At 72.7% G+C, this 22,263-nt stretch carries 19 protein-coding genes, 1 pseudogene and 1 riboswitch; of the genes and pseudogenes, 9 read left to right on the top strand and 11 right to left on the bottom strand.

The genetic code is table 11. From position 1 onward, the window contains the following. Positions 1 to 50: 50 nt before the first annotated feature. Genes ACZ7LV_RS22285 through ACZ7LV_RS22270 form a run of 4 tightly spaced genes read left to right on the top strand, consistent with a single transcriptional unit; the run spans position 51 to position 5,575 of the window. Complete coding sequence (locus ACZ7LV_RS22285; RefSeq protein ID WP_471941569.1) at positions 51 to 1,580, top strand: GMC family oxidoreductase; 1,530 nt, start codon at positions 51 to 53, stop codon at positions 1,578 to 1,580. After that, positions 1,580 to 2,686 carry a quaternary amine ABC transporter ATP-binding protein gene (locus ACZ7LV_RS22280; protein WP_471941567.1) on the top strand — a complete coding sequence of 369 codons (1,107 nt, stop codon included), beginning with the start codon at positions 1,580 to 1,582 and terminating at the stop codon, positions 2,684 to 2,686. Before ACZ7LV_RS22285 ends, ACZ7LV_RS22280 begins: the two co-directional genes overlap by 1 nt. Further along, the gene (locus ACZ7LV_RS22275) at positions 2,686 to 4,620 is read left to right on the top strand and encodes an ABC transporter permease (protein WP_471941565.1); all 1,935 of its coding nucleotides are present in this window, start codon (positions 2,686 to 2,688) and stop codon (positions 4,618 to 4,620) included. The genes ACZ7LV_RS22280 and ACZ7LV_RS22275 overlap by 1 nt, the downstream gene beginning before the upstream one ends. 1 nt (position 4,621) lies before the next feature. Continuing rightward, positions 4,622 to 5,575 carry an ABC transporter substrate-binding protein gene (locus ACZ7LV_RS22270; protein ID WP_471941563.1) on the top strand — a complete coding sequence of 318 codons (954 nt, stop codon included), beginning with the start codon at positions 4,622 to 4,624 and terminating at the stop codon, positions 5,573 to 5,575. Positions 5,576 to 5,578: 3 nt separating this feature from the next. Here the strand turns inward: ACZ7LV_RS22270 and ACZ7LV_RS22265 are convergent, their stop codons facing one another. From ACZ7LV_RS22265 to ACZ7LV_RS22255, 3 genes and pseudogenes are all read right to left on the bottom strand, one after another. Continuing rightward, positions 5,579 to 6,310 (bottom strand): isocitrate lyase/PEP mutase family protein, encoded by a 732-nt coding sequence (locus ACZ7LV_RS22265; RefSeq protein WP_471941561.1) that lies wholly within the window; start codon positions 6,308 to 6,310, stop codon positions 5,579 to 5,581. Next, positions 6,307 to 6,753, bottom strand: coding sequence for a carboxymuconolactone decarboxylase family protein (locus tag ACZ7LV_RS22260; protein ID WP_471941559.1), 447 nt, complete (start codon positions 6,751 to 6,753; stop codon positions 6,307 to 6,309). The genes ACZ7LV_RS22265 and ACZ7LV_RS22260 overlap by 4 nt, the downstream gene beginning before the upstream one ends. After that, positions 6,750 to 7,256 (bottom strand): annotated as a pseudogene (locus ACZ7LV_RS22255) (carboxymuconolactone decarboxylase family protein). The gene ACZ7LV_RS22260 and the pseudogene ACZ7LV_RS22255 overlap by 4 nt, the downstream one beginning before the upstream one ends. Before the next feature lie 46 nt (positions 7,257 to 7,302). Between ACZ7LV_RS22255 and pdxR the strand changes: the two are divergent. After that, on the top strand, positions 7,303 to 8,736 hold the full coding sequence (pdxR, locus tag ACZ7LV_RS22250) for a MocR-like pyridoxine biosynthesis transcription factor PdxR (protein WP_471941557.1): 1,434 nt from the start codon (positions 7,303 to 7,305) through the stop codon (positions 8,734 to 8,736). 117 nt (positions 8,737 to 8,853) lie between these two features. Here the strand turns inward: pdxR and rocD are convergent, their stop codons facing one another. Beyond that, positions 8,854 to 10,074, bottom strand: a complete 1,221-nt coding sequence (rocD, locus tag ACZ7LV_RS22245) for an ornithine--oxo-acid transaminase (RefSeq protein WP_471941556.1) — start codon at positions 10,072 to 10,074, stop codon at positions 8,854 to 8,856. A 93-nt stretch (positions 10,075 to 10,167) separates the two neighbouring features. Further along, positions 10,168 to 10,259, top strand: a riboswitch (ZMP/ZTP riboswitch). Positions 10,260 to 10,300: 41 nt separating this feature from the next. Between rocD and ACZ7LV_RS22240 the strand changes: the two genes are divergently transcribed. Next, positions 10,301 to 11,749 carry a glycine hydroxymethyltransferase gene (locus ACZ7LV_RS22240; RefSeq protein ID WP_471941554.1) on the top strand — a complete coding sequence of 483 codons (1,449 nt, stop codon included), beginning with the start codon at positions 10,301 to 10,303 and terminating at the stop codon, positions 11,747 to 11,749. Positions 11,750 to 11,843: 94 nt separating this feature from the next. Here ACZ7LV_RS22240 and ACZ7LV_RS22235 read toward each other — a convergent pair whose 3' ends face one another. The 4 genes from ACZ7LV_RS22235 to ACZ7LV_RS22220 form a co-directional block, all read right to left on the bottom strand. After that, the gene (locus tag ACZ7LV_RS22235; protein WP_471941952.1) at positions 11,844 to 12,548 is read right to left on the bottom strand and encodes a hypothetical protein; all 705 of its coding nucleotides are present in this window, start codon (positions 12,546 to 12,548) and stop codon (positions 11,844 to 11,846) included. A 35-nt stretch (positions 12,549 to 12,583) separates the two neighbouring features. Beyond that, entirely contained in the window at positions 12,584 to 13,282 is a 699-nt protein-coding gene (locus ACZ7LV_RS22230; protein ID WP_471941950.1) for a hypothetical protein, read from the bottom strand. Between the two features lie 212 nt (positions 13,283 to 13,494). After that, on the bottom strand, positions 13,495 to 14,412 hold the full coding sequence (locus tag ACZ7LV_RS22225) for a hypothetical protein (RefSeq protein ID WP_471941552.1): 918 nt from the start codon (positions 14,410 to 14,412) through the stop codon (positions 13,495 to 13,497). Then, positions 14,405 to 15,007, bottom strand: coding sequence for an RNA polymerase sigma factor (locus ACZ7LV_RS22220; RefSeq protein WP_401680062.1), 603 nt, complete (start codon positions 15,005 to 15,007; stop codon positions 14,405 to 14,407). The genes ACZ7LV_RS22225 and ACZ7LV_RS22220 overlap by 8 nt, the downstream gene beginning before the upstream one ends. A 226-nt stretch (positions 15,008 to 15,233) precedes the next feature. Between ACZ7LV_RS22220 and trpS the strand changes: the two genes are divergently transcribed. Next, positions 15,234 to 16,247 (top strand): tryptophan--tRNA ligase, encoded by a 1,014-nt coding sequence (gene trpS, locus ACZ7LV_RS22215; RefSeq protein WP_471941551.1) that lies wholly within the window; start codon positions 15,234 to 15,236, stop codon positions 16,245 to 16,247. A 202-nt stretch (positions 16,248 to 16,449) separates the two neighbouring features. After that, a complete protein-coding gene (locus tag ACZ7LV_RS22210; RefSeq protein ID WP_471941549.1) occupies positions 16,450 to 17,028 on the top strand; it encodes a 2'-5' RNA ligase family protein in 579 nt (192 codons plus the stop codon). A gap of 42 nt (positions 17,029 to 17,070) precedes the next feature. On the opposite strand, the gene ACZ7LV_RS22205 is transcribed toward ACZ7LV_RS22210, so the two are convergent. Both ACZ7LV_RS22205 and ACZ7LV_RS22200 read right to left on the bottom strand, forming a co-directional pair. Continuing rightward, positions 17,071 to 17,826, bottom strand: coding sequence for a decaprenylphospho-beta-D-erythro-pentofuranosid-2-ulose 2-reductase (locus ACZ7LV_RS22205; RefSeq protein WP_471941547.1), 756 nt, complete (start codon positions 17,824 to 17,826; stop codon positions 17,071 to 17,073). A gap of 117 nt (positions 17,827 to 17,943) precedes the next feature. Continuing rightward, positions 17,944 to 19,356: an FAD-binding oxidoreductase gene (locus ACZ7LV_RS22200; RefSeq protein WP_471941545.1), complete on the bottom strand. Its 1,413-nt coding sequence runs from the start codon at positions 19,354 to 19,356 to the stop codon at positions 17,944 to 17,946. A 245-nt stretch (positions 19,357 to 19,601) separates the two neighbouring features. Here ACZ7LV_RS22200 and ACZ7LV_RS22195 point away from each other — a divergent pair, with 245 nt between their 5' ends. After that, positions 19,602 to 20,537: a YihY/virulence factor BrkB family protein gene (locus ACZ7LV_RS22195; protein ID WP_471941543.1), complete on the top strand. Its 936-nt coding sequence runs from the start codon at positions 19,602 to 19,604 to the stop codon at positions 20,535 to 20,537. 330 nt (positions 20,538 to 20,867) lie between these two features. Here ACZ7LV_RS22195 and ACZ7LV_RS22190 read toward each other — a convergent pair whose 3' ends face one another. Continuing rightward, positions 20,868 to 22,166 (bottom strand): D-alanyl-D-alanine carboxypeptidase family protein, encoded by a 1,299-nt coding sequence (locus ACZ7LV_RS22190; protein WP_471941948.1) that lies wholly within the window; start codon positions 22,164 to 22,166, stop codon positions 20,868 to 20,870. Between the last annotated feature and the right edge of the window lie 97 nt (positions 22,167 to 22,263).

Below are 22,263 nucleotides of genomic sequence, written 5' to 3'. Positions count from 1 at the left end.
CGTCCCGCCCCCGTCCCCACCCCCCACTGGAACACCGGAGTTACGACCCCATGTCCGAGAACACCCATAGCTACGACTACGTCGTCGTCGGCGGCGGGACCGCCGGCTCCGTGATCGCCGCCCGCCTCACCGAGAACCCCGACGTCACCGTCGCCGTCATCGAGGGCGGCCCGAGCGACGTCGACCGCGAGGACGTCCTCACGCTGCGCCGCTGGATGGGCCTGCTCGGCGGCGAGCTCGACTACGACTACCCGACCACCGAACAGCCGCGCGGCAACTCCCACATCCGGCACAGCCGCGCCCGGGTCCTCGGCGGCTGCTCCTCCCACAACACCCTCATCGCCTTCAAGCCGCTGCCGTCCGACTGGGACGAGTGGGAGGCGGCCGGCGCCGAGGGCTGGGGCGCCGTGCAGATGGAGGCGTACTACGCGCGGCTCCAGAACAACATCGTCCCGGTCGACGAGAAGGACCGCAACGCCATCGCCCGCGACTTCGTCGACGCCGCCCAGGCCGCGCTCGGCGTGCCCCGCGTGGAGGGCTTCAACAAGAAGCCGTTCACCGACGGCGTCGGCTTCTTCGACCTCGCCTACCACCCCGAGACCAACAAGCGTTCCTCGGCGTCCGTGGCGTATCTCCACCCGGTGATGGACGAGCGGCCCAACCTGACGCTCCTGCTGGAGACCTGGGCGTACAGGCTGGAGCTGGACGGCACCCGCGCCGAAGGCGTCCATGTGCGCACCAAGGACGGCGAGGAGATCCTCGTGCGCGCCCGCGAGGAGGTCGTGCTGTGCGCGGGCGCGGTCGACTCGCCCCGGCTGCTGCTCCACTCCGGCATCGGCCCGAAGGCCGACCTGGAGGCGCTCGGCATAGCTGTGGCGCTCGACCTGCCCGGCGTCGGCGAGAACCTCCTCGACCACCCCGAGTCGGTGATCGTCTGGGAGACCGACGGACCGATCCCGGAGAACTCCGCGATGGACTCCGACGCGGGCCTGTTCGTGCGCCGGGACCCCGAACACGCGGGCCCCGACCTGATGTTCCACTTCTACCAGATCCCCTTCACCGACAACCCCGAGCGACTGGGCTACGAACGCCCGCCGCACGGTGTCTCGATGACCCCGAACATCCCCAAGCCGAAGAGCCGCGGCCGGCTGTACCTGAAGAGCGCCGACCCCGCAGAGAAGCCCGCGCTCGACTTCCGCTACTTCACCGACGAGGACGACTACGACGGCCGCACCCTCGTCGACGGCATCCGCATCGCCCGCGAGATCGCGCGGAGCGAGCCGCTGGCTGGCTGGCTGAAGCGCGAGGTGTGCCCCGGACCGGACGTCACGAGCGACGAGGAACTCGGCGAGTACGCCCGCAAGGTCGCGCACACCGTGTACCACCCGGCGGGCACCTGCCGGATGGGCGCCGCCACCGACGAACTGGCCGTGGTGGACCCGGAGCTGAGGATCAGGGGACTGCAGGGCATCCGGATCGCCGACGCGTCCGTGTTCCCGACGATGACCGCCGTGAACCCGATGATCGGAGTGCTGATGGTCGGGGAACGGGCCGTGGAACTGATCGGAGGGGGCGCGTGATGACCGACACCACTGTGAGCGAGGCCGCCGTCGGCAGCACCGGGGCGGACGCCCCCGTGTTCTCGGTGGACGGACTGTGGAAGGTCTTCGGACCGAAGTCCGACCGGGTGCCCGCCGACCCCGAACTGACCGCCCTGCCCGCCGACGCGCTGCGGGCCCGCACCGGTTGCACGGCCGCCGTCCGCGACGTCTCCTTCGACGTGCGCAAGGGCGAGGTCTTCGTCGTCATGGGACTGTCCGGCTCCGGCAAGTCCACCCTGGTGCGCTGTCTGACCCGGCTGATCGAACCGACGGCCGGGACCATCGCCATCGACGGCGAGGACGTCCGCGCCATGGACCGGGCCCGGCTGCGCGAACTGCGCCGGCACCGCGCCGCGATGGTCTTCCAGCACTTCGGCCTGCTCCCGCACCGCACCGTCCTCGACAACGTGGCCTACGGCCTGGAGATCCAGGGCATGGGCAAGGCGGAGCGGCGCGAGAAGGCGGCCGAGGTCGTCGCCAAGGTGGGCCTCGCCGGCATGGAGCAGCGCAGGCCCGGCCAGCTGTCCGGCGGCCAGCAGCAGCGGGTCGGCCTCGCGCGTGCGCTGGCCGTCGACCCGGAGGTGCTGCTCTTCGACGAGCCGTTCAGCGCCCTCGACCCGCTGATCCGGCGGGAGATGCAGGAGGAGGTCGTCCGGCTGCATCGCGACGAGGGCCGCACGATGGTCTTCATCACCCACGACCTGAGCGAGGCGCTCAAGCTCGGTGACCGGATCGCCCTGATGCGCGACGGCCGGATCGTCCAGCTCGGCACGCCCGAGGAGATCGTCGGCTCGCCGGCCGACGACTACGTCCGCGAGTTCGTCCGCGACGTGCCCCGCGAACAGGTCCTGACCGTGCGCACCGCCATGCGGCCCGCGTCCGCGGAGGAGGCGGGGGCCGGACCGGCGGTCGCCCCGACGGCGACGGTGTCCGAGGCCATCGAGGCGGTCGCGCGCAGCGGCGGACCGGTCCGTGTGGTCGACCAGGGCCGCTGCCTCGGGGTCGTCGACCACGAGGGGCTGCTGGGCGTCGTGGCCGGTACGGAACCCCGTACCGTCCCGGGGCCGAGCAAGGAGGTGGTGTGATGGCCACCGTCACCGCCTCGGCGCCCCGTGCCGTCCCCGCCCTGCTCAGGAACCGTGTCGTCGTCAAGCTCGTCCTGCTGGCCCTGGCCGCCGCGATCCTCGTACCGCTGGCCGACGCCCGCTGGGCGAGCGGGAGCTGGCCCGACGCGCTCACCGTCGACCTGACGCAGCCGCTGACCGGCGCCAGCGACTGGATCATCGACAACCGGGACAGCCACCCCTTGTTCCTCTACTTCTTCGGCCACGTCAGCAACGCGGTCGTGCTGTCCGTACGCGCCGTCTACCTCGGCCTGCTCGCCATCGGCTGGCTGGGCGTCACCGCGCTCGGCGCCTTCCTGGCCTGGCGCGTCGCGGGTGTGCGGCTCGCGCTCGGCACCGCCGCGGCGTTCCTGGCCTGCGGCCTGCTCGGCATGTGGGTGCCGACCATGCAGACCCTGGCCCTCATGGTCGTCGCGGTGCTGGCGTCCGTGGTCGTCGGCGCCCTGCTCGGCCTCGCCGCCGGACTGTCCGACCGTATGGACCGCGCGCTGCGCCCGCTGCTCGACACCATGCAGGTGCTTCCCGCGTTCGCCTATCTGCTCCCGGTCGTCCTGGTCTTCGGCATCGGCGTACCCGCCGCCGTCCTGGCCACCGTCGTCTACGCCGCCCCGCCCATGGCCCGCCTCACCGCCCTCGGCCTGCGCGGCGCCGACAAGGGCGTCCTGGAGGCGGTCGAGTCGCTCGGCGCCACCTCGCGGCAGCGCCTGCTGACGGCCCGCATCCCGCTGGCCCGCAAGGAACTCCTGCTCGGCCTCAACCAGACGATCATGATGGCGCTGTCCATGGCCGTCATCGCCTCCGTGATCGGCGCCGGCGGTCTCGGCGACCGTGTCTACCAGGCGCTGGCCTCGGTCGACGTCGGCGCGGCCCTCGCCGCGGGCATCCCGATCGTGCTCCTGGCCGTCGTGCTGGACCGCGTCACCGGGGCCGCGGGCAGCGGCACCGGCGAGCGCCCGCAGGCCGGCCGGCCCTACGTCCTGGCCGGCGCCGTGGCCGCCGCGGTCGCCGCCCGTCTGCTGGGCCGTGCCGACTGGCCGGACGCCTGGACCCTGAACATCGCCGAGCCCGTCAACCGTGCCGTCGACTGGATGACCGCCCATCTGTACTCCGGTGTCCCGGTCGTCGGCGGCACGGCCGACTGGGCCGGCCACTTCACGACCTGGGTGCTCGACCCGCTGCGCGACGGCCTGCAAGGGCTGCCGTGGTGGTCGGTGCTGCTCGTCGTCGCCGCCCTGGCCTGGCTGATCGGCACCTGGCGCACCGCCCTGACCGCCGTGCTCGCCATGGCCGCGATCGGTGTCCTCGGCGTCTGGGAGCCGTCCCTGGACACGCTCTCCCAGGTCCTCGCCGCCGTCGCCGTCACCCTCGTCCTGGGCTTCGCGACCGGCATCGCGGCCGCCCGCAGCGAACGCTTCGAGCGTGCCCTGCGCCCCGTCCTCGACGTCTTCCAGACGATGCCGCAGTTCGTGTACCTGATCCCGGTCGTCGCGCTGTTCGGCGTCGGCCGTGCCCCGGCGGTGGCCGCGGCCGTCGTCTACGCGCTGCCCGCCGTCGTGCGCATCACCGCCCAGGGACTGCGGCAGGTCGATGCCGCCGCCCTGGAATCGGCCCGCTCGCTCGGCGCGACCGGCGCACAGCAATTGCGTCAGGTCCAGCTCCCGCTGGCCCGCCCGGCGCTGCTGCTGGCGGTCAACCAGGGCGTCGTCCTCGTCCTCGCCGTCGTCATCATCGGCGGCCTGGTCGGCGGCGGTGCCCTCGGCTACGACGTCGTCTTCGGCCTCGCGCAGGGCGACCTCGCGACCGGTCTGGTGGCCGGCGGCGCGATCGTCTGCCTCGGGCTGATGCTCGACCGGGTGACACAGCCGACGGAACGCCGTGCGAAGAAGGGAGCCTGACATGCGTACGCGTACGACCGTCCTCGCGGCGGCGGGGCTGCTCGCCCTGACCACCGGCTGCGGTGCCGCCGACATGACCAAGCAGGCCTCGCCCTTCGCCAACGCGCAGGGCACCAAGAGCCTGACCCTTTCCGTGCAGTCGTGGGTGGGCGCCCAGGCGAACGTCGCGGTCGCCCAGTACCTGCTCGAACACGAACTCGGCTACCACGTCGACACCGTCCAGATCGACGAGGTCCCCGCGTGGGACGCCCTCAGCCAGGGCCGCGTCGACGCGCTCCTGGAGGACTGGGGACACCCCGAGGAGGAGCAGCGGTATGTCAAGGACAAGAAGACGATCGTGGGCGCCGGCGACCTCGGAGTGACCGGGCACATCGGCTGGTACGTCCCGACCTACTTCGCCGAGCGGCACCCCGACGTCACCGACTGGAAGAACCTGAACAAGTACGCCGACCAGTTCCGCACCCCGGAGAGCGGCGGCAAGGGCCAGCTGATGGACGGCTCCCCGTCCTACGTCACCAACGACAAGGCGCTGGTGAAGAACCTGGACCTGGACTACCAGGTGGTGTTCGCCGGGTCCGAGGCCGCGCAGATCACGCAGATCAAGCAGTTCGCCAAGGAGAAGAAGCCCTTCCTGACCTACTGGTACGCACCGCAGTGGCTGTTCAAGAAGGTCCCCATGACCGAGGTGAAACTGCCCGCCTACAAGGAGGGCTGCGACGCGGACCCGGCGAAGGTGGCCTGCGCCTACCCGCACACACCGCTGCAGAAGTACCTGAACGCCGACTTCGCGAAGGACGGCGGGGCGGCGGCCCGATTCCTGAAAAAGTTCCGGTGGACCACTGAGGACCAGAACGAGGTCTCCCTCATGATCGCCGAGCAGAAGCTCAGTCCTGAGGAGGCGGCCGCGAAATGGGTGGACCGCCACGAGTCCACATGGAAGCAGTGGCTGTCCTGAGGCTCACGCCCTCGCGATGACCTCGGCCGAGATCCGGCGCAGCGCCTCGGTGGCGCGGCGCTGGAATCCCGGCCCGAAGGTGATCCTCGTCGCCCCTCGCTCGCCCAGTTCGGCGAGCGAGGGGCCCGCCGCCCCGTCCAGCCGCGCGAGCGCGTTGATCGGTCCCTCGATCCCGGCCCGCAGCAGCGGCAGTACCTCGGGCGGCGCCCCGATCGGGTACACGCAGTCGGCGCCCGCCGCGACGTACAAAGCGGCCCGCTCAAGGGCCCGTTCGGGATCCCCGTCCCCGTACAGGAACGTGTCGATCCGGGCGTTGACGAACAGGCTCGCGCCCGCCGCCGCCCGCACCTCGGCCAGCCACTCGGCGTGTGCGCGGGGGTCCTTGAGGACGCCGTCGGCGGAGTCCTCCAGATTGCAGCCGGCGACGCCCGCCTCCAGCAGCCGCTCGACCAGCTCCCGAGGCGCGATCCCGTACCCGTCCTCGACATCCGCCGACACCGGCACGTCCACCGCCCGCGCGATCCGGGTGACCGCCGCGAACATCTCGTCCGCGGGCGTCTGCCCGTCCTCGTACCCGAGCGAGGCCGCGACCCCCGCGCTGGGCGTCGCGAGCGCCGGGAAGCCGGCGTCCACGAAAGCCCGGGCACTGGCCGCGTCCCACGGCCCGGGGAGGATCAGGGGGTCGGCCGGGTCGGGCCGGCGGTGCAGCGCGCGTAGCGTCTCCGTCTTCCTCACCACTCCACACTGCCCACCGGGATGCGCCGGCTCACCATCAACCGGTTCCAGCTGTTGATCGCGGTGATCAGCGCGACGAGATGGGCCAGCCGGCGCGCGTCGAAATGCTCCGCCGCCCGCTCGTACACCTCCTCCGGCACGAAGCCGTCCGTCAGGACGGTCACCGCCTCCGTCAGCGCGAGCGCCGCCCGTTCCCGGTCGTCGAACAGCTCCGGCGCCTCCTCCCAGGCGGCCAGCAGGTCGAGTTGCCGTGCGCTCACCCCGAGCCCGCGGGCGATCGAGAGATGCATGTCGAGGCAGAACGCGCAGTGGTTCAGCTGGGAGGCGCGGATCTGCACCAGTTCGGCGAGCGCGGGATCGCCCAGCCCCCGCTTGGCGGCGGCACTCACGCCCTGCAGCGCGGTGCGGACCGCCGGGTCCAGATGTGTGGTGCGTACGGTCACTTGTGCCGCCCCGGCCGATAGTGGCCCGGCACGGGACGGCAGGTCACACCGAACCTGTTCCACGCGTTGATCACCGTGATCACGGCGATCAACCGTGCCAGCTCGGCCTCCCCGAAGTGCTTCGCCGCCCGCGCTTACACCTCGTCCGGCACGAAGCCGTCCGTCAGGACTGTCACCGCCTCCGTCAGCTCCAGCGCCGCCAGCTCCTTCTCCGTGTAGAAGTGCGCCGACTCCTCCCAGGCGTCGAGCTGGACGATCCGCTCCACGCTCTCGCCCGCCGCCAGCGCATCCTTGGAGTGCATGTCCAGGCAGAAGGCGCAGTGGTTGAGCTGCGAGGCACGGATCCGCACCAGCTCGCGCAGCTTCGGGTCGACGCCCTGCTGCGTGGCCGCGTCCAGCCGGACCATCGCCTTGAACACGTCGGGGGCGAGCGCCGCCCAGTCCAGACGCGGGGTGGGCGCGGGGGCGTGGCCGACGCTCCCGCCGGGATCGTTCGTCGTCATGCGCCGACCCTACGAGCGAGGCAGCCCAGGAGTATGGTCCACTTTCATGGCGAAACCTCGGGCCACTCTGGGCATCGACCTGCACCTCGAACCGGCCGGGCCGGGCGTGCGCCGTGGTCTCACCGACGCGCTGCGCGAGGCCGTCCGCACCGGCCGCCTCACCCCGGGCGTCCGGCTCCCCTCCTCCCGCTCGCTCGCCGCCGATCTGGGTATCGCCCGCAACACCGTCGCCGAGTCCTACGCCGACCTCGTCGCCGAAGGCTGGCTCACCGCACGGCAGGGCTCCGGCACCCGGGTCGCCGACCGCACCGTCCCCCCACCGCCCGACCCCCCGGCACCGCGGCGCCGGGAGCCTGTCCGCGCCGCCCACAGCCTCGCCGCCGGCGCCCCCGACCTCGCTTCCTTCCCCCGGGCCGACTGGCTCAAGGCCACCCGCCGCGCCCTGACCGCCGCCCCGAACGACGCCTTCGGCTACGGCGATCCCCGCGGCCGCGTCGAACTGCGCACCGCGCTCGCCGACTACCTCTCCCGCGCCCGCGGCGTCCGCACCGACCCCGACCACATCATGATCTGCGCCGGATTCGCCCAGGGCCTGCGCCTCCTCGCCGAGGTCCTCCACACCCGCGGCCTGCGCACCCTCGCCGTCGAGTCCTACGGCCTGGACGTGCACTGGGACCTCGTGGAACGCGCCGGCCTGCGCACCCTCCCGCTCCCCTTCGACGAACACGGCACCCTGCCCCAGGCCCTCGACTCCCGTCCCGAGCGAGCGGCGGCGCGCACCCTCGGCGCCGGCCTCGCCGCCACCCGGGCCGTGCTGCTGACGGCCGCCCACCAGTTCCCCCTGGGCGACGCCCTGCGCCCCGCGCACCGGGCCGCCGTCTTGGACTGGGCCCGGCGCACCGGCGGACTGATCCTGGAGGACGACTACGACGGAGAGTTCCGCTACGACCGTCAGCCCGTCGGCGCCCTCCAGGGGCTCGACCCGGACCACGTCGTCCATCTCGGCACCGCCAGCAAGTCCCTCGCCCCCGGCCTGCGGCTGGCCTGGATGGTCCTGCCGTCCTCGCTGGTACCGGAGGTCGCCGAGTACGCCGGCGGCCCCACCACCGGGGTGCTCGAACAGCTGACCCTCGCCGAGTTCCTCACCTCCGGCGCCTACGACCGTCATGTCCGCGCCGCCCGCCTGCGCTACCGGCGCCGCCGCGACGACCTGATCGCCGCCGTCACCACCCACGCACCCGACGTCCGCGCCACCGGTATCGCGGCCGGCCTGCACGCCCTCCTGCGTCTCCCGCCCGGCACCGAGCAGTCGGTCGTCCGCGCGGCCCACTGGCACGGCGTCGCCGTCCACGGCCTGTCCCGCTACCGCCACCGCGCGGCCGCGGACCCCCACTTCGACGCCCTCGTCGTCGGCTACGGGACCCCACCCGACCACGCCTGGAAGGGCACCCTGGAAGCCCTGTGCAAGGCGCTGCCCTGACCCCCGCGACCACCCCCGGTCTCCGGGCGAAGCTCCCGGCCTCGGCGCCCGGTGAGCCCCCTCGGCCTCGGTCGGCGAGCCCCCGTCCTGGGCACCGGCGGGCCCCCGGCCCGACCTCTATGCGTCGGACCCCTCCACACCCAGCACGGCGCGGAGTTGGGCCAGCCCCCAGTCCAGGTCCTCCTCGCTGATGACCAGGGGCGGCGCGAGCCGGATCGTCGCACCGTGGGTGTCCTTCACCAGCACACCCCGGTCCATCAGCTTCTCGGACACCTCCCGCCCGGAGCCGAACTCCGGGGGGATGTCCACGCCGGCCCACAGCCCGCGGCCCCGCACCTGCGACACCCGCCCGGTGCCTCGCAGCGCCACCAGCTCGCGGTGCAGATGCCCGCCCAGCTCGGCCGCCCGCGCCTGGTACTCGCCCGACCGCAGCATCGCGATCACCTCCAGCGCCACCGCGCAGGCCAGCGGATTGCCGCCGAACGTCGACCCGTGCTCCCCGGGCCGGAACACCCCGAGCACCTCCGCCGAGGACACCACCGCCGACACCGGCACGATCCCCCCGCCCAGCGCCTTCCCCAGCACATACATGTCCGGCACGACACCCTCGTGCTCGCAGGCGAACGTCCGCCCCGTCCGCCCCAGCCCCGACTGGATCTCGTCCGCGACGAACAGCACGTCCCGCTCCCGGGCCAGCTCCCGCACCGCCGGCAGATAGCCGGCCGGCGGCACGATCACCCCCGACTCGCCCTGGATCGGCTCCAGCAGCACGGCGACCGTGTTCTCCGTCATCGCCGCCCGCATCGCCGTCAGGTCCCCGTACGGCACGATCTCGAAGCCCGGTGTGTACGGTCCGAAGTCCGCCCGCGCCTCCGAGTCGGTGGAGAAGCTGATGATCGTCGTCGTACGGCCGTGGAAGTTGCCCGCCGCGACCACGATCTTCGCCCTCTCGGCGGGCACGCCCTTGATCCGGTACCCCCACTTCCGGGCGGTTTTCACCGCGGCCTCCACCGCCTCCGCGCCCGTGTTCATCGGCAGCACCATCTCCATCCCGCACAGCGACGCCAGCTCCGTGCAGAAGGCCGCGAAGCGGTCGTGGTGGAAGGCGCGGGACGTCAGTGTCACCCGTTCCAGCTGCGCTTTCGCCGCCTCGATCAACCGCCGGTTGCCGTGCCCGAAGTTCAGGGCGGAGTAGCCGGCCAGCAGATCCAGATAGCGCCGGCCCTCGACGTCCGTCATCCACGCCCCGTCGGCCGTGGCCACGACCACGGGCAGCGGGTGATAGGTGTGCGCGCTGTGCGCCGCGGACCCGGCGATGTGGCTCTCCGTGGCGTTCACGGCGACTCCCGGACATGAGACGGAGCCCCCCTTCCTATCGTCGCTCGCATGGTGGACTGGGGAACTGGACCTTCCGGCGCGCCCGGTAGGCTGGCCGCGGGCCGTGACTGGCGCGCTGGGATGGGACCGACCATCGGGGAGCGGCCTGCAGCAGTGAGCGAGTGCCGTGCGCCTGGGCCGAACCGTGAACCGTGACCGCTGTAAGCCACGCCGCCCGGAGGCCGAGATGTCAGAGCAGCCCCTCTCCACCGAGTCCACCGCCTTCCGTTCCGCTCTGGATGTGATCCGCGCCGTCGAGCCGCGCGTCGCCGACGCGATCGGCCAGGAGGTGGCCGACCAGCGCGAGATGCTCAAGCTCATCGCCTCGGAGAACTACGCGTCACCGGCCACCCTCCTCACGATGGGCAACTGGTTCAGCGACAAGTACGCCGAGGGCACCGTGGGCCGCCGCTTCTATGCCGGCTGCCGCAACGTCGACACCGTCGAGGCACTGGCCGCGGAGCACGCCCGCGAGCTCTTCGGCGCCCGCCACGCCTACGTCCAGCCGCACTCGGGCATCGACGCCAACCTGGTCGCCTTCTGGGCCGTCCTCGCCGACCGCGTCGAGGCCCCCTTCCTGGAGAAGACCGGCGTCCGCCAGGTCAACGACCTCTCCGAGGCCGACTGGTCGGAGCTGCGCCACGCCTTCGGCAACCAGCGCATGCTCGGCATGTCCCTGGACGCCGGCGGCCACCTCACCCACGGCTTCCGCCCGAACATCTCCGGCAAGATGTTCGACCAGCGCTCCTACGGCACGGACCCGGCCACGGGCCTGATCGACTACGACGCCCTGCGTGCCCAGGCGCGCGACTTCAAGCCGCTGATCATCGTCGCCGGCTACTCCGCCTACCCGCGGCTGGTGAACTTCCGGATCATGCGCGAGATCGCCGACGAGGTCGGCGCCACGCTCATGGTCGACATGGCCCACTTCGCCGGTCTCGTCGCCGGCAAGGTCCTCACCGGTGACTTCGACCCGGTCCCGCACGCCCAGATCGTCACCACCACCACCCACAAGTCGCTGCGCGGCCCGCGCGGCGGCATGGTCCTGTGCGACGACTCCCTCAAGGACCAGGTCGACCGCGGCTGCCCGATGGTCCTCGGTGGTCCGCTGCCGCATGTCATGGCCGCCAAGGCCGTCGCCCTCGCCGAGGCCCGTCAGCCCTCCTTCCGTGACTACGCCCAGCGCATCGTCGACAACTCCCGCGCCCTCGCCGAAGGCCTGACGCGGCGCGGCGCCACCCTGGTCACCGGCGGCACCGACAACCACCTCAACCTGATCGACGTGGCCTCCTCCTACGGCCTCACCGGCCGCCAGGCCGAGGCCGCCCTCCTCGAGTCCGGCATCGTCACCAACCGCAACGCCATCCCTGCCGACCCCAACGGCGCCTGGTACACCTCCGGCATCCGCGTCGGCACCCCCGCCCTGACCACCCGCGGCCTGGGCACCGCCGAGATGGACGAGGTCGCCGGACTCATCGACCGTGTGCTGACCACCACCGAGCCCGGCACCACCAGCAAGGGCGCGCCCTCCAAGGCCCAGCACATCCTGGACCCGAAGGTCGCGGACGAGATCTCCCACCGCGCCACCGACCTCGTGGCCGGCTTCCCGCTGTACCCGGAGGTCGACCTCGGCTGAGGCTTCCGGCGGGTCGGGGGAGCGGCCCTGTCGCGTGGCCGTCGGGACCCCGCGGCCCGAACCCTGCGGCTCCCCGCCACCGCTCAGAGGTCGATCAGAGGTCGATCAGCTCCTGACGTCGCTCCACTCGCGGCGGTCCGGCTCCCGGCCGGGCCGCCGCGTGGCCTATCAGGCGCGTGCCACCCACCCCGAGCGCCAGGCCGGCCGCCAGGCCGGGTATCGCCCACCAGATGCCCGGTAACGCGCCCGCCGTCGTCCTGGGCGCGGCCCCGCTCGTGGCCGTGCCCAGCAGGCCCGCGTCGTCCAGCCGCTCGAACAGCTGTCGTGGTGCCCGGTGCCAGCGGATGTCGTCGTCCACCACGTCCGGCGCCGGGTCCGTGCGCACCCAGGGTGTGCCGTCCTCGGCGAGGAACAGCTGGTCCTGGCGCTCGATCGCGACGTCACCGCCCGGCGCACCGCTCGTCCGGGGATAGCCTCCGACGCCTGTCAGACCCCACATGACGGTGATCCGCACCGGCGGGTGCCGGCCCTCCGTCCATTGCGCCGGCACCCGCTCCGTTCCCGGATACAGCGGCTGGAGCAACTGCCAGAAGCGGGCGAAGCGCGATTCGCCCGAGCGCAGCACCGTCGTCCGGCCGGAGTCACCGGCCGTGACCAGCGCCAGATCGGGCACGTCCGGGGAGCCTGGAGTCCGGGCCGCCGCCTCCGTCGCCGACAGCCCGCCGAGCGCGACCGCCAGCGCGGCGGCCGACGCGAGCCTGAGCCACGTCGTCGTGCGTCGTCTCCCGCACCGGACCATCTCTCCGCCTCGCCTCTCTCGCTCCTGGTGCCGTCTCATAGATCACGCAGCTCCTGCCTCGGACCGGGCTCCGGTCGCAGCCGGGCCGCAGGGATGCGGGCGGCCAGCGGGCGCAGGGCCAGCGCGAGCACCGCGCCGGCTACGACACCCGGCAGCGCCCACCACCAGCCGGTGGTGCGATCAGGATCGGCGGCCGTGACGCGGGATGCGACGGCCTCCTCGTCCGCGGGGCCCGAATCCGCGCCCGTGCCGGCTGCCGCGCCCGCCTCGGGGCCCGTCGCCAGCTCGTCGTCCGGGGCCACGCCGGCGTAGCCCGTGTCCGACGCCGGGCCCATGACGCCCAGGTCCTTGAGCAGGGCGAGCAACTGGGTGGGATTCTCGGCTCGGTGCCAGTGGCCCGTCATCGTCCGGGGCAGGTCGGCCGCCGTGTGTATCCAGATGTCCCGCTCCTGCGAGGAGGCGTAGAGCTGGTCGTGCCGCCAGGGCGTGATGTCGTGGAGCAGCCAGGTGACGTTGATCAACCGCCCGGCGGCCAGATCGGCCTCCGGCGGCTTGACCGCCGAGCCGGTGCGGGGGCCCTCCAGCAGGCGCTGCAACTCCCTGTACTCCTCCTGCGAGTTGTACAGCCCCGTCGCCTGAGCACTCTGCGGGGAGGCGACGAGCACGCTCGTCGGCCCGCCCGCCGAGGCCGACGGAGCGACCCCTGTCAGCAGGGCGAGCGTCGCCGTCAACATCCCTGTCACCACCGCCAGTTCACGACGCCTGCTCTTCCACCACATCACATGCCTGCGCATCCCAACCCCCAACCGGGCGATCCCGTGCGGCCCGCCCGCGAGCCGCGTGTCACTTCTGGTACACCGCCCGACCCCTGCCGGTTCCCATCCCGCGTCCCCGGTGCGCAAGATTTTTCGGGGACCGGACGGAAGGCCGCACCCTCGCCCGGCGTTCAGCCCTCCGCTTCCGGTTCTCCGCCCTTCTCCAGGGAGCGCGCCACCTCCAGGGCTCGCTCCCTGGCCGGCACACCCTCCAGCCGGAGCGTCACCTCCCTGCCCTGGGTCCGCTCGGCCCACAGCAGGGTGGGGCCCGCCGTGCGCTCCTCGCGGGTGTGGCGGGTGCCGTCCGCGTCCACCAGCCAGAAGCTGAGCAGATGAGGGCGGGGGAACCACAGGGCCGTGTCCGGTACGTCACCGGCCGAGGTGCCGGCGTTCAGGGAGAGCCACTGCGGCTGCTCACGCACCGTCTTCGCGAAGGTCATGTCGAGACCCGCCGCGTACTGGTCGAGCCGTACGGTGCGCCCCCGCTCGGTCCAGCACAGGCTCACCAGGAAACGCCCCCGCGGCAGCCCGGACACCGACACCGCCTCGGGAGCGCCGAGCGCCTTGGGCACCAGCGGCTCGAAGCCCACCCGCCGGGCGGCCTGCGTGAGGGGGATGGACCGGCCGCAGCCGGGCACGTCGGCGCCGGGGGAGGGCTCCGCCGACGGGTCGTACCGCACCTCGACCCCGCCGAAGCCGAACCAGTCGAAGACCGCGGCGCGCACCGGGGGCGTGAGCACCAGCACCGCGAGCAGACCGCACAGCGCCGCCGTCAGGGAGCGCCTGCGGGCCCGCAGCCTCCGTCGCACCGCCCGCAGCCGCTCGGTGGGGCCCGGGGGCTCGGGAACCGGGACCGGTACCCGCTCGGCCAGTATCTGCCCCAGCACCCGCTCGACCATCGTCTCGGGGCCGGCCTCGGGCGGATCCAGGGACCGCCCGAGCGCCCGCAGCTCCTCCGGCAGCCGGTCCGCGCCGTCGCGGCCACCCCGTCCGCTGCCGGTGCGTCCGCTGCCGGTGCCGCGACCACCGTCGTACGACCTGTCACCCACGCTCGTCACCCCCTTCCCGGGGCTGGAGGTCCGGCAGCAGCCGCCCCATCTTCCGCAGTGCTCGGTTCAGCCGGGACTTCACCGTGCCCCGGGGCCAGCCCAGGGCCTCGGCGGTCTCGGATTCGTCCATCTCCAGGAGATAGCGGTACGTGACGACCAGGCGGTGCTCCTCGCTCAACTTGTCCAGGGCCGCCACCAAAGCCGCACGGCGCTCCGTCTCGAGTGTCGCGACCGCCGGGTCGGCCGCTTCCGGTATCAGCGGCTCGGCTCCGGCGTACGCCGCCTCGCGGCCGGCGAGCGTGCGCTGGCGCGCCGCCGTCCGCACTGTGTTCCTCGTCTCATTGGCGACGATCGACAGCAGCCAGGGCCGGAACGCCGAGCCGCCCCTGAAGCGGCCCAGCGCGCAGTACGCCTTGACGAACGCCTGCTGCACGACGTCCTCCGCGTCCGCACCGGCCCCGAGCGCCGCGGCCGCCCGCAGGGCGATGCCCGTGTGGGCACGCACCAGCTCCGCGTACGCCTCCGGGTCTCCGGCGCGTACGCGGGCGATCACCGCGGCCTCATCGACGATGCGGCCCCCCTCCCGCGTCCTCACGCTCTTGTTACACCGCTCGGCCCGAATCGGTTCCCACCCGTGCGGTGCCGAGTTCCGAGTCAGTCGCGCAGCGGTCCCCGAGCGGCCCCGGCCTGGAGAGAAGGGCTCCGGCCTGGAGAGAAGGGCGGGTCCCCGGCCCCGTGGGCAAGGCGGTCCGCGCCCTGGCGGAATGCGGCCCCCAGCGCTGCGAGACGAGCTGTCCCCCAGCTCTGAGAGAATGGTGAACATGGCCTCTGATCGACCCCGTGTGCTCTCCGGAATCCAGCCCACCGCAGGCTCGTTCCACCTCGGCAACTACCTGGGCGCCGTCCGCCAGTGGGTGGCTCTGCAGGAGACCCACGACGCGTTCTACATGGTCGTCGACCTGCACGCGATCACGATCCCGCAGGACCCCGCGGACCTGCGCGCCAACACCAGGCTCGCCGCCGCGCAGCTGCTCGCGGCCGGGCTCGACCCCGAGCGCTGCACGCTGTTCGTCCAGAGCCACGTCCCCGAGCACGCCCAGCTCGCCTGGGTCATGAACTGCCTCACCGGCTTCGGCGAGGCCTCCCGCATGACCCAGTTCAAGGACAAGTCCGCCAAGCAGGGCGCCGACCGGGCCTCCGTCGGCCTGTTCACGTACCCGATCCTCCAGGTCGCGGACATCCTCCTCTACCAGGCCAACGAGGTCCCCGTCGGTGAGGACCAGCGTCAGCACATCGAGCTGACCCGCGATCTCGCCGATCGCTTCAACGGCCGCTTCGGCCCGACGTTCACGGTCCCGAAGCCGTACATCCTCAAGGAGACGGCGAAGATCTACGACCTCCAGGACCCGGCGATCAAGATGAGCAAGTCGGCGTCCACGCCGAAGGGCCTGATCAACCTGCTCGACGAGCCCAAGGCGACGGCGAAGAAGGTCAAGAGCGCGGTCACCGACACCGACACGGTGATCCGCTTCGACCCCGAGGCCAAGCCGGGCGTCAGCAACCTCCTGACGATCTACTCGACCCTCACCGGGGCGGGAATCGCGGAACTGGAGGAGAAGTACGTCGGCAAGGGCTACGGTGCGCTCAAGACGGATCTCGCCGAGGTCATGGTCGACTTCGTGACGCCCTTCCGGGAGCGGACCAACCAGTACCTCGACGACCCGGAGACGCTGGACTCGATCCTGGCCAAGGGCGCGGAGAAGGCGCGCGCCGTCGCGGCGGAGACCCTGGCACAGGCCTACGGCAGGGTGGGGTTCCTGCCGGCCAAGCACTGAGCCGGGCCGTACGCCCGTACCCCTCGGTCGTACCTCCACGACCCCGGGCCGTACGCCCGTACCCCCCACAGCGCTGCACATCACTTCGGCTGCGCCTGCCCACGGCACGGCCGGAGCCGTACAGTCGATAGCCGGACGGCCGAGACAACGGCCACCCGTGCCCGCCCGAAAATGCGTACCCGACACGACGACAGGAGACGACGTGGGGACCGTAACGATCGGTGTGTCGATCGCGGTCCCGGAGCCGCACGGCAGCCTGCTCCAGCAGCGGCGCGTGGGCTTCGGCGACGCCGCGGCTCACGGTATCCCCACGCATGTCACCCTGCTGCCGCCGACCGAGGTCGACCACGCGGAACTGCCCGCCGTCGAGGCGCACCTCGCCGACGTCGCCACCGCCGGCCGCCCCTTCGTGATGCGGCTGTCCGGCACCGGGACCTTCCGGCCCGTCTCGCCGGTCGTGTACGTCCGGGTCGTCGACGGCGCCGAGGCCTGCACCTGGCTGCAGAGGCAGGTCCGGGACGCCTCCGGCCCCGTGGCGCGCGAACTGCAGTTCCCCTACCACCCGCACGTCACCGTCGCCCACGGCATCGACGAGGCGGCCATGGACCGTGCCTTCGACGAACTCGCCGACTACCAGGCCGAATGGGCCTGCACCGGGTTCGGTCTCTACGAGCAGGGCGCCGACGGGGTGTGGCGCAAGCTGCGGGACTTCACCTTCGGTGCGGCGGTGGTGCCTCCGCAGGCGGGACGCGTGGAGCGGGGCACCATCTCCAGCCGCTGAGGCCTGTCCCGGGAAACGCGCGCCTGCGTCGGCGCCGGGCCGCTACAGCGGCAGACGCCGGAACACCCGGCGCGGAACGTGCCGCAGCGCCGCCATCACGAGGCGCAGCGCCCCCGGTACCCACACCGTCTCCGAGCGGCGCCGCAGGCCCAGTTCGACGGCCGTCGCGACCGCTTCCGGGCTGGTGGCGAAGGGGGTCTCGGCCAGATCCTCGGTCGTCTTCGAGCGGACGAACCAGGGACGCACGACCATGACGTGTACCCCGGTCCCGTGCAGCGCGTCACCCAGACCCTGGGCGAAGGCGTCGAGGCCGGCCTTGCTGGAGCCGTAGATGAAGTCGGCCCGGCGGGCGCGTTCGGCCGCGACGGAAGACAGGACGACCAGGGAGCCGTGTCCCTGCGCCTGCAACGCGCGGGCACTGACCAGGCCCGCCGAGACGGCCCCCGTGTAGTTGGTCTGCGCCACGCGGACCGCCCCCGCCGTCTCGCGCTCGTCCTGCGCCTGGTCGCCGGGGATCCCGAACGCGAGCAGCACCATGTCGATGTCGCCCTCCGCGAAGACCTTGCCGAGCACGGTCTCGTGGGACTCGGGGTCGAGCGCGTCGAAGGCGACGGTGTGCACCTCGGCGCCGCGGGCGCGCAAGCCTTCCGCGGCCTCCTCCAGGGCGGGCGAGGGGCGTCCGGCCAGCCACACGGTGCGGGTCCGGCGCATGAGCAGACGGCGGGCGGTGGCCAGCGCGATCTCGGACGTGCCGCCGAGGACGAGGAGGGACTGGGGGAGACCGAAGGCGTCCTTCATGACAGCTCCTGGGGAGGTGCGGGGTACGGGCTCGGCAGGGGGTCGGGTGCCGACCGGGCGACGGGGAGGAGTCCGGCGGCGGGGCGGCGGGCCGGCGGCCGTCGTGGCCGGGGTGGGCTACAGCCCGAGTCGGCGGGAGAGGTCCGAGGTGAAGACCCCGCGGGGATCCAGTTCCGCGCGCAGCGCGCGGAACTCGGCGAGCTTGGGGTACATCGGGGCGAGCAGGTCGGGGCGGAGCCGGGAGTCCCCGGCGAGGCAGACCCGGCCCCCCGCGGCCGCCACCTCCTCGTCCAGTTCGTCGAGGAAGGCGGCGAGGCCCGGCAGGGCGGCCGGGATGTCCAGGGACAGCGTCCAGCCGGGCACGGGGAAGGAGAGCCATCCCGGGGCGGCCTGGCCGAAGCGTTCGAGGACGGCCACGCACGCGGGGCGGCGGCGCGCGGCGATACGCCGCACGATCCGGCCGAGGGTGTCCTCCTGGCCGTGTCCGACGACGAACCGGTACCGCACGACACCGCCCCGGCCGGGGAGCCGGGTTCGGTGCGGAACGCCGTCCAGGAGGGGGAAGAAGGCGGAGAGCCGCTGGAGTCGGGCGGTACGCGCGCGTGGCGCCTTCCGGAACCACAGGTCGTTGAGCAGCCCCGCCGTACGACGGTTCAGCAGACCCTCCGGCACGAGGCCGGGGAGGCCGGGTGCGACGAGGGCGGCGGGGAGTTCGGGGAGGTGCGCGGGACGGGAGGCCAGCGGGTCCCTCCGCGCGCGTGTGCCCCCGCGCAGTGCCTCCAGCGGCGCGTGGTCGGCCAGGGTCAGCACCGCCCGCCCCGTGGCCGCGCCGCGGGCCAGCAGGTCGATCCAGGCGGACGCGTAGGTGTGGCGGTGGGCGTCGGCCGTCAGGCGGGCGAGCAGATCGTCGAGGTCGTCGGCGCGCTCGGTCTCGACCCTCATCCACGCCGTGTCCACCGGCTGGAGCCGGAGGGCCGCCGTGAGGATGACGCCCGTGAGGCCCATGCCGCCCGCCGTCGCGTCGAACAGGGGCGTCCCCTGGCTGACGGTGCTGATCTCGCCGTCTGCGGTGAGGAGTTCGAGGGAGGGCACATGCCGGCTGAAGGAGCCCGCGGTGTGGTGGTTCCCGCCATGGACGTCGGCGGCGATCGCCCCGCCGACCGTGACGTGGCGCGAGCCGGGCGTCACCGGCACGAACCAGCCGAGCGGCAGCAGCACTTGCGCCAGACGGTGCAGGGAGACGCCCGCGTCGCACAGGACGGTGCCGCCGGCGGCGTCGATGGCGTGTACGCGGTCGAGGCCGGTCATGTCGAGCACCGTCCCGCCGGCGTTCCGCGCCGCGTCCCCGTACGCCTGCCCCAGGCCCCTCGGGATGCCGCCGCGGGCCCCGCAGTCCTGGACGGCCGCCACGGCCTCCTGATAGGTCCGGGGGCGGATCAGGCGGGCGGTGGCGGCCGTGGTGCGGCCCCACCCCGACGCGGCGGAGCGGGCGGCGGGGGGCGCGGTGTCGGGGGCGGTGTCGGCAGGCATGGTGGTGACCGTAACGCCGTATGTGTCGTATTGATCCTGGAACATCCACCCCCTACCCGGAATGGGTGATTAATGGGATGTCGCCCAATATTCCCGTACTTCCGGGACGTTGGCGCGAACAGTGCCGCGGTGTCGGTCACGAACCCCCGGTTCCGGGGCACCAGGACAGTGGAGTTCGGCATCGGCCGTGGGGCCGGCGGCCGCGTCGGCCGTATCGGCGGTGAAGCGGAGGGCAGGCTCGGATCATGGACTGGCTGAAAAAGCTCCCCGTCATCGGCCCCCTCGCCACTCGGCTGATGGTGACGCACGCGTGGCGGTCGTACGAGCGGCTGGACCGTGTGAAGTGGACACGGCTGGCCGCCGCGATGACGTTCACCAGCTTCGTGGCGCTGTTCCCGCTGCTCACTGTCGGCGCCGCGATCGCCGCCGCCACGCTGAGCACGGAGCAGCAGAAGGAGATCCAGGACAAGATCGCGGAGCAGATCCCCGGCATCTCCGAGCAGTTGAACATCGGCGCCTTGGTCGACAACGCCGGCACCGTCGGGGTCATCGCCGGCGCGCTGCTGCTGTTCACCGGCATCGGCTGGGTCGGCTCGATGCGCGACTGCCTGCGCGCGGTGTGGGAACTGCCGGACGAGGAGGAGAACCCCCTCCTGCGCAAGGCGAAGGACACCGGCGTGCTGCTCGGACTCGGCGGTGCGCTGCTGGTCACGCTCGCCGCGTCCACCGTCGCGTCGGCCACGGTCGGCTGGAGCGCCCGCCGGACGGGCCTGGAGGAACACGGGTGGGGGAGCGTGCTGCTGCGCACCGCCGCGTTCGCCGTCGCCGTGCTCGCCGCCTTCCTGCTCCTGCTGTACGTCCTCACGCTGCTGCCCGGCGTCGAACCGTCCCGGCGGCGGCTGGTGGTGGGCGCGTTGCTCGGCGCGGTCGGGTTCGAGCTGCTGAAGCTGCTGCTCAGCAGCTACATCCAGGGGATTGCCGCGAAGAGCATGTACGGCGCGTTCGGCGTTCCCGTCGCGCTCCTGCTGTGGATCAACTTCACGTCGAAGCTGGTCCTGTTCTGCGCGGCGTGGACGGCGACGCCGAGCAAGGAGGCGGAGGACGAGCACGCGGAGGCCGGCGGGGCCGACGGCATCGACGGGAACGGCATGGCGGGCGCGGCCGTTCCCGGAGGGGGCTGACCAGCGCCCCCGCGCACGCCGTCCGCTAGCTCCCGCGGCGCCCCGTCCGCTCCCGCGGCACGCCGTCCGCGCCTCGTACAGCGCCCCGGCCACACGTCGTATGGCGCCCCGGCCGCGCCTCGTAGGGCGCCCCGGCCACACGTCGTACGGCGCCCCGCCGCGCCTCGTACGGCACCCCGCTCACACCTCGTACAGCGCCCCGGCCCCACACGTCGAACGGCGCCCCGCTCACGTCTCGTACGGCACCCCGCTCACACCTCGTACGGCGCCCCGCCCACGCCTGGCCGACGCTCACCGGCCGCGCAGGCCTCCCCCCCCCCGTTGACCAGCTCACCGCCTGCGCAGCGGCCACCGTCGGTTGACCAGGACCGCGCCGGCCGCGATCAGCGCGAGGAGTCCCGCCGTGACGGCGAGGGCGATACCGACGCCGGTGGAGGCGTTCCCGGCCGTCGAACTCGCCACCGGCTTGCCCGACTCCCCGGCGCTCCCGGAGCCCCCGCCCGCCTCGCCGGACGCGGCCCCCTCGGAGGCGGACGCGGTGGCGCCGGCCTCGGCCCCCGCCGCGCCCCTGGGCGGCACCAGCTCACCCACCGGCTCCACCTTCCCGGCCGCCTTGAAGCCCCAGTCGAACAGTCGCGCGGTCTCCTTGTAGACCTGGTTGTGCTCGCCCTTCTCGGGGTTCATCACGGTCACGAGCAGTACCTTGCCGCCCCGTTCCGCGACGCCCGTGAACGTGGCGCCCGCGTTGGTGGTGTTGCCGTTCTTGACGCCCGCGATGCCCTGGTACTGGGAGATGTCGGAGTCGCCGGTCAGCAGCCGGTTGGTGTTCTGGATCTCGAAGGTCTCGCGGACCGGCCGGCCCTTCTTGTTCTTCGTGGTCTGCCCCGGGAACTTCGCGCTCACCGTCGAGCAGTACTCGCGGAAGTCCTTCTTCTGCAGCCCGGAACGGGCGATCAGCGTCAGGTCGTACGCGGAGGAGACCTGGCCCGCGGCGTCGTAGCCGTCGGGGGTGATCACATGCGTGTCGAGGGCCTGGAGCTCCTCGGCGTGCCGGTTCATCTCCTGAACGGTGTTGCGGACGCCCTTGTTCATGGCGGACAGCACGTGCACGGCGTCGTTGCCGGAGCGCAGGAAGACACCGAGCCACAGGTCGTGGACGGTGTACGTCTCGTTCTCCTTTATCCCGACCATGCTGGATCCGGAGCCGATGCCCGCCAGGTCGGTCGGCGCCACCTTGCGGGTCATCGTCTTGGGGAACTTCGGCAGCAGCGTGTCCGCGAACAGCATCTTCAGGGTGCTCGCGGGAGCCAGCCGCCAGTGCGAGTTGTGCGAGGCGAGCACCTCGCCCGACTCGGCGTCGGCGATGATCCAGGAGCGTGCGGAGACGTCCTTGGGCAGCACCGGGACCCCGCTCGCCAGGTTCACCTGCGTCCCCGGACGGCCCAGTCGCGCGCCGCCCACCGTCGACATGTTCGCCGGGGGAGTCGCGGACGGGCTGGTCGAGGAACTCGGTGACGGGCGGGGCGCCGCGAGAGCGGCGGGCGCGGTCAGCGAAACGGTCAACAGGGTCGCGGATGCGAGCAGCAGGGAGCGCCGGGCGGTCGTTTTCGGTGCGCGGGCGGTCTTCATCGGTGCGGGCACGACCGAGAACGTACATGTACGGTCCCCGGAAGTCCCGTCGCCCGCCCCACCCCGGCGCACGAACCGGACACCCGGCGGTGATACT

The organism is Streptomyces sp. NPDC107562 (assembly GCF_055657325.1).
The sequence above is the reverse complement of the archived record's forward strand: the minus strand, read 5'-3'. Positions and strand labels throughout refer to the sequence as shown.